The organism is Enterococcus sp. DIV0970a (assembly GCF_051711265.1).
In the GTDB taxonomy this organism is placed as follows: Bacteria; Bacillota; Bacilli; order Lactobacillales; family Enterococcaceae; genus Enterococcus_D; species Enterococcus_D casseliflavus.
On the sequence record NZ_JBIOMF010000001.1, the window covers coordinates 1,362,794 to 1,376,119 of the forward strand.

A 13,326-nucleotide genomic window follows, 5' to 3' on the forward strand; every position below is an offset into this window, starting at 1 on the left:
AATTGAAAAGAAAGTCAATGTAATTTTCAAAAGTAAAAGCAGGAATATCTTATTATTTTTTGTAAGCAGATGAGTTGAAAGAATTTGCTTTTGAAAGTAAAGTATGGGTAGTCCAAATTGGAGGGAAATATATGTATGATGTAATTATCATCGGCGCAGGCCCTGCGGGGATGACAGCAGCGCTTTATGCGTCAAGATCGAATTTATCAGTACTAATGATTGAACGAGGAGCACCTGGCGGACAAATGAACAATACGGCTGAGGTTGAAAACTATCCTGGCTTCGAATCAATCTTAGGCCCTGAATTAGCATTTAAAATGTATGAAGGTGCCATTAAATTTGGTGTTGAAAATGCCTATGGGATCGTTCAAAGCATCACGGATCAAGGTGAGTTCAAAGAAGTTGCCACCGAAGACAAAACCTATCAAGGGAAAACAGTCATCATTGCCACAGGATGTGTACATAGAAAGTTAGGCGTCAAAGGCGAAGAAGAATTCGCAGGACGCGGAGTTTCATACTGTGCGGTTTGTGACGGTGCCTTTTTCCGTAACAAACGCTTGATCGTTGTTGGTGGAGGCGACTCAGCAGTCGAAGAAGCTATCTACTTAACGCAATTTGCTTCTGAAGTAACGATCGTTCACCGTCGTGATGAATTACGAGCACAAAAAATCATCCAAGACCGCGCATTTGCCAACGAGAAAATCTCTTTTATTTGGGATTCTGTTGTGGAAGAAATCAAAGGCAATGAGATGGTCGTAACTGGCGTGCAAATCAGAAACGTAAAAACGGATGAAGTGACAGAAGAAGCTGCTGGCGGTGTCTTTATCTATGTTGGTTTAGATCCGTTGACAGAACCATTCAAAGCTAGCGGTATCACGAATGATGCTGGCTGGATCTTAACAAATGATCAGATGGAAACTTCAATTCCTGGTGTTTACGCGATTGGCGATGTTCGTGAAAAAGGCTTGCGTCAAATCACAACGGCAGTCGGCGATGGCAGTATTGCTGGTCAACAAGTGTTTGATTTTATTGAAACACAAAAGGATGCTCAATTAACAAAATAATCTAATGGAATTAGCTGTTATTTTTAAAGTGTCAATCACTTTTGATAGCAGCTTTTTTTATTTTTCGTTTGGTTATTCTTTGAGAAATCTGTAAGTAGTGTTATACTAATTTTAGAGCATTTTAACGGAAAAAGGAGAGGTTATTTTATGGCATGGGAACAAACATTTAATCAATGGAAAAACAGTGAACACTTAGATCCACAATTAAAAGAACAATTGACCGCATTAGAAGCAGATCCTGCGATGTTAGAAGACGCTTTTTATATGCCTTTGGAATTTGGGACTGCTGGCATGCGAGGGATTTTAGGACCTGGTATCAATCGGATGAACATTTATACGATTCGTCAAGCAACGGAAGGCTTGGCTCGCTTTATGGATACACAAGATCCCGAAACAAGACGTCGTGGCGTAGCGATTGCCTATGATTCCCGTCATTTTTCACCTGAGTTCGCGATGGAAGCAGCAAAAACATTGGCAAAACATGATATTCCAGCCTTTGTCTTTGAAAGCTTACGTCCGACGCCAGAATTATCTTTTGCTGTGCGTTACTTAAAAACCTTTACTGGAATCATGATCACTGCTTCTCACAATCCAGCCGAATACAATGGCTACAAAGTATATGGGGAAGATGGTGGGCAAATGCCACCAGCAGATGCGGATGCATTGACAAAATTTGTTCGGGAAATTGAAAATCCGTTGGAGATCCCTGTATTAAGTGAAGAAGAAGCCAAAAACAGCGGCTTGATCTCTATTATTGGCGAAGAAATCGATACTGCCTATCTGAAAGAAATCAAAGAAGTTACGATCGATCAAGAATTGATCGATACGGTGGGCAAAGATTTGAAACTTGTCTATACACCACTTCACGGAACAGGGCGGATGCTTGGCGAGAAAGCGTTGAAACAAGCTGGTTTCCAACAATTCATTATTGAACCCTCACAAGCGGTTGCTGATCCAAACTTCAGTACAGTAAAATCACCGAATCCAGAAGAGCACTCTGCCTTTGAATATGCGATTGCTTTAGGAGAAAAAGAAGGTGCTGATCTATTGATCGCAACAGATCCAGATGCCGATCGCTTAGGGGCTGCAGTAAGAATGCCAGATGGCAACTACCAAGTCTTGACAGGTAACCAGTTAGGTGCATTGATGATCCGTTACATTCTAGAAGCCCATAAAACAGCTGGAACATTGCCAGAAAATGCAGCAGTCTTAAAATCGATCGTTTCTAGTGAATTGCCAACAGCGATCGCTAAATCCTACGATGTTGATATGATCAATGTTTTAACTGGCTTTAAATTTATTGCCGAAAAAATCCAACAATTTGAAACAGACCATTCTCAAACTTTCATGTTTGGCTTTGAAGAAAGCTATGGCTACTTAGTTAAACCATTCGTACGGGACAAGGACGCGATCCAAGCGCTCGTTTTATTAGCAGAAGTGGCTGCTTTTTACAAACAATCAGACAAAACATTGTATGATGGTCTGCAAGATATTTTTGAAGAGTACGGCTACTATGCAGAAAAAACGATTTCTGTAACGATGAGCGGCATGGAAGGGGCAACTAAGATTGCTGCCTTGATGAAGACTTTCCGTGAAAAAGCACCTTCCGTCTTCGCAGGAACCCCTGTCGTGCAAACAGAAGACTTTAAATTGTTGACTCGTGTGGGCTTAGATGGTCACCAACAAAAAATGACCACACCGCCTTCTGATGTTTTGAAATACACCTTGGAAGATGAAAGCTGGATTGCTGTTCGTCCTTCTGGGACCGAACCTAAAATCAAGTTTTATATTGGTGTAAAAGGCGATACGGCAGAAGCAGCAGAACAAAAAATTGCTGATCTGCAAGCAGCGATCGAAGAAATCACAGGTGAATAAAGTCATCTGATGTCTTCATAATCAAAAAAATTGCAATTGACTGAATGATCCGAGTGGTAGAAAAAGAAGCGTTCGCTTCCCTCAGCAAACAGGTGTTGAAGGACCGAAGCTTCTAAAGGGAATTTTCTGACGCTTGGATCTATTCTTGTCTTTTAGCTGGTTTCTTCTCCTTGATCGTCGAGCATTGATTGACAAGCTGTCTATCAAGGGCTAAAATGCAAAAGGAAATAAGAGAGGATGTGGCGCGATGACTACGCCGAAACTAGAAGAAATTCAGCAAGTAACACAGATTTTTAAAATGCTTAGTGATCCCACTAGACTAAAAATTTTGTTGTCTCTTCAAGAAGGAGAGCGCAATGTCACTTCGATTGCAGAACAAGTACATATGGAACAATCAGCAGTTTCTCATCAGCTGAAACTTTTGAAAGATAATCGGATCGTAAAGTCGGAAAGACAAGGAAAAACCATCCTTTATAGTCTTGATGACAAACATGTTGTGGATATTTTGCAAAAAACATTCGAACATATCCATCACCGTTAAAACTAGGGCGAGAATTTCTCAAAAGTCCTAGTTTTTTCTTATTGTTTTTGGTATGCTAGTGGAAATATTAAAATTAGATGAACGGTTTTTAATAACGTTTTCAGTTAGGGGGCATTATGGGTAAGCAATTGAACATTGGATTATTAGGAATGGGTGTTGTCGGCAGCGGGGTATGCCAAGTGTTGGCAGAGCAAAAAGAAGCCATTCTGGCACGCACAGGAGTCAGTGTGCAAATCACGAAAGCATTAGCTTCGCCTTACGAGGATAAGTCTGCGTTAGCGGCTAAGTACGGGTTTGCGTTGACGAATGAGGCAAATGAGTTGTTTGAAGATGAGACCATCGACGTAATTGTGGAATTGATCGGGAAGATCGATCCGGCAAAAGCGTTTATTTCAGCTGCTTTAGAAAATAAGAAGCACGTTGTGACGGCAAATAAAGACTTGATTGCCACCCATGGACCTGAACTGCTGGCAATCGCTGAAAAAGCCGGGGTGTCTCTTTATTATGAAGCCAGCGTGGGTGGTGGCATTCCGATCTTGCGTACATTGAGCACCCACTATCTGCCTGATACCATCACAGGGATTTTTGGTATCGTCAATGGGACGACCAATTATATGCTGACAAAAATGACGGAAGATGGCATGACCTATGAAGATGCTTTGTCACAAGCCCAAGCAAAAGGTTTTGCCGAATCAGATCCTACTAATGATGTTGACGGTATCGATGCGGCCTATAAAATGGTGATCCTGACCAAATTTGCTTTTGGGAAAACGATCTATGTTGCTGATGTGGCAACAAAAGGCATCCGCGGCTTAGCTGTGGCAGATATTAAGCAGGCACAAGCCTTTGGTTATGAAGTGAAGTTGATCGGTGTAGCACAAAAGACAGTTGACGGTTCCCTTACTGTGTCAGTTGGACCTGTATTAGTGCCGAAAAACCATGCGTTAGCGACGATCCAAAACGAGTTTAATGGCATTTTTATCGAGAGTGAAGGCATCGATCAATCAATGGTTTATGGACCAGGAGCAGGATCACGACCGACGGCCACCAGCGTGGTAGCGGATTTGACCGTTTTAGCAAAAAATAAAAGTTTTGGGATCGTTGAACCTTTTCTAACTTTTGAAAAAGAAACAGCATTAGCATCTGTAGAAGAAGTTCCTAGCCGGCATTATGTGTCTTTTTCAAGTCAAGAGATCAAAGGGAACGCTCTTCCAGAATGGTTTGCGTTTGAGCAAACGGTGTTCAACGAAGCAGACCAACGAATAGCTGGAATCACCAATCCAATGAGCGAAAAAGAGCTAACAGTAAAACTCGCAACTTATACCGATGCACAAGACATACAAATAATGAAAGTGATGGAGGAATAAACATGTATCAAGGATTATTGCATCAATACAAGGAATATCTGCCAGTCAACGAAAATACACCAGCATTGTCGCTGGCTGAAGGCAACACGCCGTTGATTCCCTTACCAAGCCTTTCCAAGGAATTAGGGATTCAATTGTATGGAAAATACGAAGGGCTGAATCCGACAGGCTCTTTTAAAGACCGAGGGATGGTCATGGCGGTGGCAAAAGCGGTGGAAGAAGGTGCCAAAGCAATCGTCTGTGCATCGACAGGAAATACCAGTGCGGCAGCAGCAGCTTATGCGACCAGAGCGGGGATCAAAGCCTATGTTGTTATTCCAGATGGCAAGATCGCTATGGGAAAATTGGCGCAAGCAATCGTTTATGGAGCCGACATCATTTCGATCCCAGGAAACTTTGATGAAGCGTTAAAAGCAGTACGAGATATTGCAGAAACCGAAGCCGTGGCGCTAGTAAACTCAGTCAATCCTTATCGTTTAGAAGGACAAAAAACAGCGGCCTTTGAAGTATGCGAACAATTAGGACAAGCACCGGATGTTCTTGCGATTCCTGTCGGTAATGCAGGGAATATCTCGGCATATTGGAAAGGGTTCAAAGAATGGCATGAGAAAAAAGGCACCGCGTTGCCAAGAATGCATGGGTTTGAAGCTGAAGGTGCTGCTGCGATCGTCCGTGGTGAAGTCATCGAACAACCAGAAACGATTGCTACAGCGATTCGGATCGGCAATCCAGCCAGCTGGCAGTTGGCAGAAGCCGCTCGTGATGAATCAAATGGACACATCGATGCAGTAACCGATGAGGAAATTTTGAATGCTTACCGTAAAATTGCTGCGCAAGATGGTGTGTTTATTGAACCAGGCTCAGCTGCCTCGCTGGCTGGTGTCATCCAGCACGTGAAAGCAGGGAAAATCAAACCAGGTGAGACTGTCGTTGCCGTCTTTACTGGAAATGGTCTGAAGGATCCTGATACAGCTATCAAAGCGACAGAAGTAACCATCAATAAGATGAGTGATTTAGAAGAAATGCGTCAGCATCTTCGTGAAGGAGTTGCCAATCTATGAAGATCCGCGTTCCTGCAACCAGTGCGAACTTAGGGCCTGGTTTTGATTCCTGCGGGATTGCCCTGTCAAAGTATTTGTTCATTGAAGTTTTAAAAGAAAACGATACGTGGGAAATCATCCATGAGCTAGGTTCAGAGATCCCAACGGACGAAACCAACTTGCTTTTGCGTGTGGCATTGAAATTAGCACCAAACATGAAGCCTTTGAAAATCCGAATGAGTTCGGACATTCCTTTGGCAAGAGGCTTAGGCAGCAGTTCCTCGGTGATCGTCGCCGGGATTGAACTAGCCAACCGCATGGCCCACATGAATCTGAGTGTAGCACAAAAGCTTGAGATCGCAACTGCCATCGAAGGGCATCCTGACAACGTTGGACCAGCGATTTATGGAGATTTTGCGGTTGCTGCTTACGATCATCAGCACAAGCATACGTATTTAGTCAAGCATCATTTTCCAGAGTGCGAGATCATTGCCTATATTCCTCATGAAGAACTGTTGACTGAAGCAAGTCGTCAAGTTTTGCCGCAGACCCTTTCGCACGAGCAAGCTGTCGAAGCCAGTGCGATCGCCAACGTGATGATCGCAGCGGTCATCAATGGCAATCTGCCTCTTGCAGGAAAATTGATGCAACAGGATCGTTTTCATGAAGCCTATAGGGAAAAGCTTGTGCCGCACTTGTCGACCATTCGCCAAATCTGCGAAGAAGAAGGCGGCTATGGCTGTTTCTTAAGCGGCGCAGGTCCTACGGTCTTAGCGATCGTCCCAGAGGAACGGGCAGAACGAATCTCAAAACTTTTGCACGCCTTGGAGAGCAATGCGTATATCGAACAATTACAAATCGATCGTGAAGGGCTGCAAGTGTTCTAAAAGAGAATAATAAATGAGCCACAGACCAAAAACGGTGAGCAGAAGATTTTCTGCTCACCATTTTTCATTGCTTCATCGAGGTTAGTCTTTCGTTTCTGACGTGTAATAGCTATGATCTTCTAAGTTTAATGCATTCAAAATCATAGAGGCGGTTTCTTCGATGGAAAGAGAAGCGACATTGATCACGACACAGCCTAGTTTTTCATACAGATCATTGGCAAACGTCAGCTCCGCTTTGATTTTTTCGATATCGGAATACGCAGAATCTGGGTTCAATCCGTAGGAGCGCATCCGTTCTTTGCGAATACTGTTTAACACATTCGGATCGTTTGTTAGCCCGACGATTTTTTTCGGATCGATTTCCCAGAGCTGTTTTGGGATGTGGGCTTGCGGTACTAAAGGCAGGTTAGCAACTTTTAAATTTTTGTTTGCTAGAAATAGACTCAAAGGCGTTTTTGACGTCCGAGAAACCCCTAGTAACACGACATCTGCTTCCAAGAAACCACGAGGGTCTTTCCCATCATCGTACATAACCGCAAATTCCATGGCTTTGATGCGTTTGAAATAATTTTCGTTTAAGTGGTGCAAAGCCCCTGGCTCTCGTGAAGGTGCTACGCCAGTTCGGCGTTCTACTTCACTTACTGGAGGGGTCAATACGTCGAAATGGTAAAGGTCAGCTTCTTCACAAAAATGATTCGTCAAATCCACAAGTTCTTCTTTGATCAAGGTATGAAGAATAATGGCGTTGTGTTTTTTTGCATCAGACAAAGCTTTGATCAAATGCTCTTTTGTGTGGATAAACGTGCGTCTAAAAAGGTTAAATTCGACGCTGGGGTATTGGGCCATTGTCGCTTGTGCAAGCTTCGATGCCGTTTCGCCGGCAGAGTCCGACAACACGAACATCGTCACTGCGGCACTGGTTTGCAATTTTTCTTGCAAGTCTGGTTGTTCAGGTTCAGTTGGCTTCATAAGAAAAATCCTCTCTTGCTTTTTTATTGATTTCATTATACCATACTTAAGATCGATAGAATCGGAATGATTTTGATTTATCAGGAGGGCCTACGATGAAAAATCAAACACTTATTGAGCATGCCATGACTACATTGAAAGAAAATGGCTTTAAATACACCAAAAAAAGAGAAGCGATCATCGCCTATTTAGTGAAACGCAATCGCTATTTGCCAGCCAAGGAAATTCATGAATACATGTCAGAAAAGTATCCTGGCTTGAGCTATGATACGATCTACCGTAATCTGCATGATTTTTCTGAGATCGGTATTTTAGAAGAAACAGAGCTGAACGGGGAGATGAAGTTTCGCTATAACTGCTGTGCAGAATTAGAGGACCATCATCACCATCACTTTATTTGCACGGTTTGTGGCAAAACAAAAGAACTGCATATTTGCCCGATGGACTTCTTCCAAGAACAGCTTCCTGGCTGCTTGATCGAGGGACATCGCTTCGAGATTTTGGGCCGTTGTGAAGAATGTCAATGAAAACCCAAACAAACTTGATGGGATCGAAGACTTTTTTAACAGAATGCCTTGACACTTTTTCAGGGGTTAGCTATAATTTTTAAAGGACAGTCGTGTTTTTTGGGATTTTATTTCAATAACAACTACGGTTACTTTTTAAGCTCGGAGGGAGGGAATTTACATGTCAAAAACAGTCGTTCGCAAAAACGAATCACTTGACGATGCTCTTCGTCGCTTCAAACGTTCCGTGTCAAAAGCGGGTACTTTACAGGAATCTCGTAAACGTGAGTTTTACGAAAAACCTAGCGTAAAGCGTAAGAAAAAATCTGAAGCAGCTAGAAAACGCAAAAAATTCTAATTTTCTACTGTTTTGAGAATTGGAGCTGGTAGTGTGACACTACTAAGTACACTGAATGATGACATGAAGACAGCGATGAAAGCCAAAGACAAGGAAACCTTGCAGGTGATCCGCATGTTGAAAGCATCAATTCAAAATGAGCAGATCAAAAAAGGTTCTGACTTGAATGAAGAAGAAGAGTTGACCGTTTTGTCTCGTGAGATGAAACAGCGTCGTGATTCTTTAAATGAGTTTGAGAAAGCTGACCGAAATGATCTAGCAGAGAAAGTCAAAGTTGAAATTGCAGTTGTTGAAAAATATTTGCCAGCACAACTCGATGAAGCGGAAATCCGCCAAATCGTCGCTGGAGCGATTGAAAAAACTGGTGCTTCTTCTTCCAAAGAATTTGGAAAAGTGATGGGTGCTGTAATGCCACAAGTTAAAGGCAAAGCAGACGGTAATCAAGTCAATGCGATCGTTAAAGAATTATTGGATCAAATGTAAGCTCACGCCGCAAGTATGGATGACATGCTTGCGGCTTTTTTTTCTGATTTCGAAAACTTAAAAAAAGCATAAGGACAAGGGGAAACGACTGTTGTGCTTGATAAGTAATTTTTCTTTTTTCCATCTTATGTTATTATTAATAAGAACGCCAAAAAAGGAGCTGTAACATATTTGACAGACAAAACAATAACGATCGAGATAACACTTAGTGAAAACGATGACGTTCGTTTATTATTAGGTGCCCACGATAAGAACATCAAAATTATTGAAGACTCCACAGGAACGGTCATTCACACTCGTGGTGAGCTGATCCAAATCGTAGGAGAAACTGAAGCCGCTGAAAAGGCACAATCCGTGATTCGGGCTTTGCAAGAGTTGATCAAGCGAGGCATCAATATCAGTACCCCTGATGTGATCACTGCTTTGAATATGGTGAATAAGGGCAGTCTTGATTATTTCAAAGATATGTATGAAGAAGAGATCATCAAAGACCGTAACGGCAAACCGATCCGAGCGAAAAATGCTGGGCAAAAAAAATATATCGAAGCCGTCCGTAAACATGATGTAGTGTTTGGTGTCGGCCCCGCTGGAACCGGAAAGACCTTCTTAGCAGTCGTAATGGCAATTGCAGCTCTAAAGAAAGGCCAAGTGCAAAAAATCATTTTGACACGTCCCGCCGTTGAAGCAGGAGAAAATCTTGGTTTCCTACCAGGAGACTTGAAAGAAAAAGTTGATCCTTACTTACGCCCCGTTTATGATGCGTTGTATCAAATTTTTGGGATGGACCATACGAACCGTCTCATGGAACGAGGCGTCATTGAGATCGCACCATTGGCATATATGCGTGGACGTACGCTAGAAGATGCCTTTGTCATTTTAGATGAAGCGCAAAATACGACGATCGCTCAAATGAAAATGTTTTTGACCCGTTTAGGATTCAACTCTAAAATGATCGTCAATGGCGATACCAGCCAGATCGATTTGCCAAAAGGGACTTTAAGCGGCCTGATCCACGCCGAACGAACGTTACAAGAGATCCCTAAAATTGCTTTTGCTAATTTTGAAGCAGGAGATGTCGTGCGGCATCCAGTTGTTGCCGAGATCATTCGCGCATATGAAGAAGCAGATCTTAAAGACAAGCGCTAATCGTCTTTTAGGAGGAGAACTATGATCATTCAACCACTACGGAAATTTAGAGAAAGACTTGGGAAATTCTATCTACCAGTTTTGATGTTCCTTTTCTTTCTTTTTTCGATTGGTATCATGTACACCAGCGTCAAACAAAACAATGTCGATTATAGCGAAGGTCAAGTGGCGGAAGAAAATATCCGTGCCAATAAAACGATCGAAAATACCGCTGCGACGGAACAAAAACGTAAACTGGCTGCCGAAGCTGTACCACCAGAGTACACGTATCAGGATACACTGGCGCAAACGCAGCATGATCGTATCGATCATTTATTTGACTTAGTTGCTTCAGTCAAAAAATCAGTGGATGAAGCTCATGAAAAAAAAGTGGCTGAGGCCGATGAGGATGAAAATATCCCTAAACCTAGTACAGATGAATATATCGCAGCCTTAAAACAAGAATTTGAAAAAATGAGTGATGATGAACTGGATTTTTATCAGTCATTTACCAATAATTTTTTGACGACGATGTTCTCATTAAGTGATGATGAATTAAATACAGTGCGTACCTATGCGCTACAATTAGTTGATGAACAAATGGCGAAACAGATCCGCCAAACGGAATTAAGTACGTTTCGTTCTGAGGCGGAAGATAAGATCCAGTTCTTAGACGTTAGCTCAGACATGGCTTCTGTCTTACGTTTCTTAGTCAATCAAGGAATCGTCGTGAACGATATCCCAAATGAAAAACGGACAGAAGAAGCACGTCAAACCGCCATGGATGCTGTTCCTCCAGTGATGATTTATCAAGGAGAGATCATTGTCCGTGAGGGCTCGCAGATCGATGCCAATGCCCTAGAGAAGCTGCAGCTTTTAGGAATGACTAATCAGACCTTTTCTGTTTTTCCATTGATCGCTTTAGTGTTAGCAACAGTCTTACAGATGCTTATGGTGTTTTATTACACGAAACAGACGAAAGACGTGGAAAAACGGATGAATGCGGTCACGTTTTATATTTTGGCAATGGCATTCAGTATTTTGATCATGAAGTTTTTCCAACTTTTCCAATCTGAATTAGTGACCTTTATCCCGCTGTTTTTCCCAGCTGCGTTTACACCGTTGATCCTGAGTATTTTCTCCAGCCGTCGTTTGGGGATTTTGTCTGCGATTTTCCAAGTAATCAGTGCACTCTTTATTTACTTTGATTCTAGCGGAACCAACTTGTTGACGACCGTCTTAGTCACCTATTTGTTCTCTGGCTTGATGGGAACGATGATCAAGCGCGCCCGCATCGCTAGTCAAGGGAAAACGGCAGTAGCGTGGGTGATCGTCTTTCCGCTCTTACTGAGTTTTGTGCTGGTGATTTTCCAAGGAATGGATTTTGCTCGCGGGAACACTTGGACCACGATCATTTGTGGTTTAGCAGGCTCTCTCTTAAGCTATTTGCTAACGATGGGACTACATCCTTACATCGAATTGTTGGTGACGGATGAGAGTATGATCGTGTTAAATGAATTGAGTAACCCGAATCATCCATTGTTAAAACAGTTGCTGGAAGAAGCGCCAGGAACGTATCATCACAGTATGATGGTTGCCAATCTTAGTGCCAATGCCGTTGCCGAAATCGGCGGGCAAAGCTTACTGACTCGTGTGGCTTGTTATTACCATGATATCGGCAAGGTCAAACATGCCAATTTCTTCGTAGAAAATTTACCTGCTGGTGCCGAAAACCCGCATAATTTCTTGTTGCCTGAAGACAGCAAACAAATTATCTTCGGTCACGTGATCGATGGGGCGGAAATTCTCGAAGAAGCCAAAATGCCGCGCATGGTGATCGACATTTGTCGTCAACACCATGGCACGACCTTGATGCGTTATTTCTACGTGAAAGCCAAAGAGCGTAATCCCGAGGTGACGGAAGAAGATTTCCGTTATCCTGGTCCAAAACCGCAAACACGAGAAGCTGGCGTTGTGAGTATCGCGGATAGTTGTGAAGCAGCTGTTCGAGCGATGGAAAATCCAACAAATCAAAAGATTCAAGAATTTGTTGCAAATCTCATCAATGATCGGATCTTAGACGGTCAACTGGATGAAACAGGCCTGACTTTGAAAGAAATCCGAATGATTGAAAAATCACTGGTCAACGGACTTTGCAGTACCTTCCATTCACGGATCAAATATCCAAAAATGAAGTCGGAAGCAGAGAAAATGAAAGAAGAACAAGAAAGAAGAGAGCGCTAATGGAGATTACCTTTTTAGATGAGACAAATTCAGTGGGGGAAACCAAGATCAAAGAGATCGAAGGACTGTTGCAATTTGCTGCAGGACATTTAGAACTTCCAGAGGATACAGAAATGTCCGTCACATTTATGGACAATGCGGCGATCCAAGAAATCAATCGGGAGTACCGCGGCAAAGATATGCCAACGGATGTCATTAGTTTTGCCTTTGAAGAAGAAACAGACGAAGAGCTGTCGATCATTTTTGACGAAGCCCTTGAAGAGCTGCCGCGTGATCTTGGAGATATTATGATCTCCATTGAACGAGCGAAAGAACAAGCTGCTGAATACGGGCATACCTATGATCGGGAGCTGGGTTTCTTGGCGTTACATGGTTTCTTGCATATCAATGGCTATGATCATATGACACCTGAAGATGAAAAGGAAATGTTTGGATTGCAAAAGGAAATACTGGATGCCTATGGACTCAAAAGATAAGAATATTGGGAAAAACAAACAATTTATTTCGTCGATCGAATTTGCTTTCACTGGTATAAAAACCGTATTTAAAGAGGAACGCAATATGCGTAAACATGTTGCACTAGGAATCGTTGCGATCATTGCGGGCTTTATTTTCCGTTTGAGTCAAATGGAATGGCTCTGGTTGCTGCTAGCTGTTTTCTTAGTCTGGATCGTTGAGATCATCAACACCGTCTTTGAAAACGTCGTAGATATGTTTACAGATTTCCATTTCCATCCTATTGGAAAAAAAATCAAAGATATGGCAGCTGGTGCCGTGCTGATGACTGCAGTTTTTGCGTTAGTCGTCGCAGCGATCATCTTCTTGCCAAAATTGCTGCAGCTCTTCTGATGCGCACCAAAACCACAA

General features: G+C 42.6%; 14 protein-coding genes. 13 read left to right on the top strand and 1 reads right to left on the bottom strand.

Going from position 1 to position 13,326, the window contains the following annotated elements; genetic code table 11:
• The first annotated feature begins 131 nt into the window (after positions 1 to 131).
• The 6 genes from trxB (at position 132) to thrB (ending at position 6,774) form a co-directional block, all read left to right on the top strand.
• A complete protein-coding gene (gene trxB, locus IGK14_RS06365; RefSeq protein ID WP_015509534.1) occupies positions 132 to 1,064 on the top strand; it encodes a thioredoxin-disulfide reductase in 933 nt (310 codons plus the stop codon).
• Between the two features lie 147 nt (positions 1,065 to 1,211).
• Positions 1,212 to 2,939 (top strand): phospho-sugar mutase, encoded by a 1,728-nt coding sequence (locus IGK14_RS06370; protein ID WP_087627355.1) that lies wholly within the window; start codon positions 1,212 to 1,214, stop codon positions 2,937 to 2,939.
• A gap of 247 nt (positions 2,940 to 3,186) precedes the next feature.
• The gene (locus IGK14_RS06375; protein ID WP_005225828.1) at positions 3,187 to 3,480 is read left to right on the top strand and encodes an ArsR/SmtB family transcription factor; all 294 of its coding nucleotides are present in this window, start codon (positions 3,187 to 3,189) and stop codon (positions 3,478 to 3,480) included.
• Positions 3,481 to 3,596: 116 nt separating this feature from the next.
• Positions 3,597 to 4,847, top strand: a complete 1,251-nt coding sequence (locus IGK14_RS06380) for a homoserine dehydrogenase (RefSeq protein WP_438711886.1) — start codon at positions 3,597 to 3,599, stop codon at positions 4,845 to 4,847.
• A 2-nt stretch (positions 4,848 to 4,849) separates the two neighbouring features.
• Complete coding sequence (thrC, locus tag IGK14_RS06385) at positions 4,850 to 5,908, top strand: threonine synthase (RefSeq protein WP_005225830.1); 1,059 nt, start codon at positions 4,850 to 4,852, stop codon at positions 5,906 to 5,908.
• A complete protein-coding gene (gene thrB, locus IGK14_RS06390) occupies positions 5,905 to 6,774 on the top strand; it encodes a homoserine kinase (protein WP_231473553.1) in 870 nt (289 codons plus the stop codon). Before thrC ends, thrB begins: the two co-directional genes overlap by 4 nt.
• Positions 6,775 to 6,855: 81 nt before the next feature.
• On the opposite strand, the gene IGK14_RS06395 is transcribed toward thrB, so the two are convergent.
• Positions 6,856 to 7,743 (bottom strand): pyruvate, water dikinase regulatory protein, encoded by an 888-nt coding sequence (locus IGK14_RS06395; RefSeq protein WP_010748043.1) that lies wholly within the window; start codon positions 7,741 to 7,743, stop codon positions 6,856 to 6,858.
• Between the two features lie 95 nt (positions 7,744 to 7,838).
• Here IGK14_RS06395 and IGK14_RS06400 point away from each other — a divergent pair, with 95 nt between their 5' ends.
• From IGK14_RS06400 to IGK14_RS06430, 7 genes are all read left to right on the top strand, one after another.
• Positions 7,839 to 8,270 carry a Fur family transcriptional regulator gene (locus IGK14_RS06400; protein WP_154694415.1) on the top strand — a complete coding sequence of 144 codons (432 nt, stop codon included), beginning with the start codon at positions 7,839 to 7,841 and terminating at the stop codon, positions 8,268 to 8,270.
• 160 nt (positions 8,271 to 8,430) lie between these two features.
• Positions 8,431 to 8,607: a 30S ribosomal protein S21 gene (rpsU, locus tag IGK14_RS06405; RefSeq protein WP_002356740.1), complete on the top strand. Its 177-nt coding sequence runs from the start codon at positions 8,431 to 8,433 to the stop codon at positions 8,605 to 8,607.
• Positions 8,608 to 8,640: 33 nt separating this feature from the next.
• Entirely contained in the window at positions 8,641 to 9,090 is a 450-nt protein-coding gene (locus tag IGK14_RS06410; RefSeq protein ID WP_005225841.1) for a GatB/YqeY domain-containing protein, read from the top strand.
• A 171-nt stretch (positions 9,091 to 9,261) separates the two neighbouring features.
• Positions 9,262 to 10,236: a PhoH family protein gene (locus tag IGK14_RS06415; protein WP_005225842.1), complete on the top strand. Its 975-nt coding sequence runs from the start codon at positions 9,262 to 9,264 to the stop codon at positions 10,234 to 10,236.
• Between the two features lie 21 nt (positions 10,237 to 10,257).
• Positions 10,258 to 12,459, top strand: coding sequence for an HD family phosphohydrolase (locus IGK14_RS06420; protein WP_010748045.1), 2,202 nt, complete (start codon positions 10,258 to 10,260; stop codon positions 12,457 to 12,459).
• Positions 12,459 to 12,935, top strand: coding sequence for an rRNA maturation RNase YbeY (ybeY, locus tag IGK14_RS06425; RefSeq protein WP_005225844.1), 477 nt, complete (start codon positions 12,459 to 12,461; stop codon positions 12,933 to 12,935). The genes IGK14_RS06420 and ybeY overlap by 1 nt, the downstream gene beginning before the upstream one ends.
• Positions 12,919 to 13,308 carry a diacylglycerol kinase family protein gene (locus IGK14_RS06430; protein WP_016610244.1) on the top strand — a complete coding sequence of 130 codons (390 nt, stop codon included), beginning with the start codon at positions 12,919 to 12,921 and terminating at the stop codon, positions 13,306 to 13,308. Before ybeY ends, IGK14_RS06430 begins: the two co-directional genes overlap by 17 nt.
• Positions 13,309 to 13,326: the final 18 nt, after the last annotated feature.

Coding starts and splice junctions, on each gene's coding strand:
- trxB (WP_015509534.1), top strand. CDS start 132: ATGTATGATGTAATTATCATCGGCGCAGGCCCTGCGGGGATGACAGCA.
- IGK14_RS06370 (WP_087627355.1), top strand. CDS start 1,212: ATGGCATGGGAACAAACATTTAATCAATGGAAAAACAGTGAACACTTA.
- IGK14_RS06375 (WP_005225828.1), top strand. CDS start 3,187: ATGACTACGCCGAAACTAGAAGAAATTCAGCAAGTAACACAGATTTTT.
- IGK14_RS06380 (WP_438711886.1), top strand. CDS start 3,597: ATGGGTAAGCAATTGAACATTGGATTATTAGGAATGGGTGTTGTCGGC.
- thrC (WP_005225830.1), top strand. CDS start 4,850: ATGTATCAAGGATTATTGCATCAATACAAGGAATATCTGCCAGTCAAC.
- thrB (WP_231473553.1), top strand. CDS start 5,905: ATGAAGATCCGCGTTCCTGCAACCAGTGCGAACTTAGGGCCTGGTTTT.
- IGK14_RS06395 (WP_010748043.1), bottom strand. CDS start 7,743: ATGAAGCCAACTGAACCTGAACAACCAGACTTGCAAGAAAAATTGCAA.
- IGK14_RS06400 (WP_154694415.1), top strand. CDS start 7,839: ATGAAAAATCAAACACTTATTGAGCATGCCATGACTACATTGAAAGAA.
- rpsU (WP_002356740.1), top strand. CDS start 8,431: ATGTCAAAAACAGTCGTTCGCAAAAACGAATCACTTGACGATGCTCTT.
- IGK14_RS06420 (WP_010748045.1), top strand. CDS start 10,258: ATGATCATTCAACCACTACGGAAATTTAGAGAAAGACTTGGGAAATTC.
- ybeY (WP_005225844.1), top strand. CDS start 12,459: ATGGAGATTACCTTTTTAGATGAGACAAATTCAGTGGGGGAAACCAAG.
- IGK14_RS06430 (WP_016610244.1), top strand. CDS start 12,919: ATGGACTCAAAAGATAAGAATATTGGGAAAAACAAACAATTTATTTCG.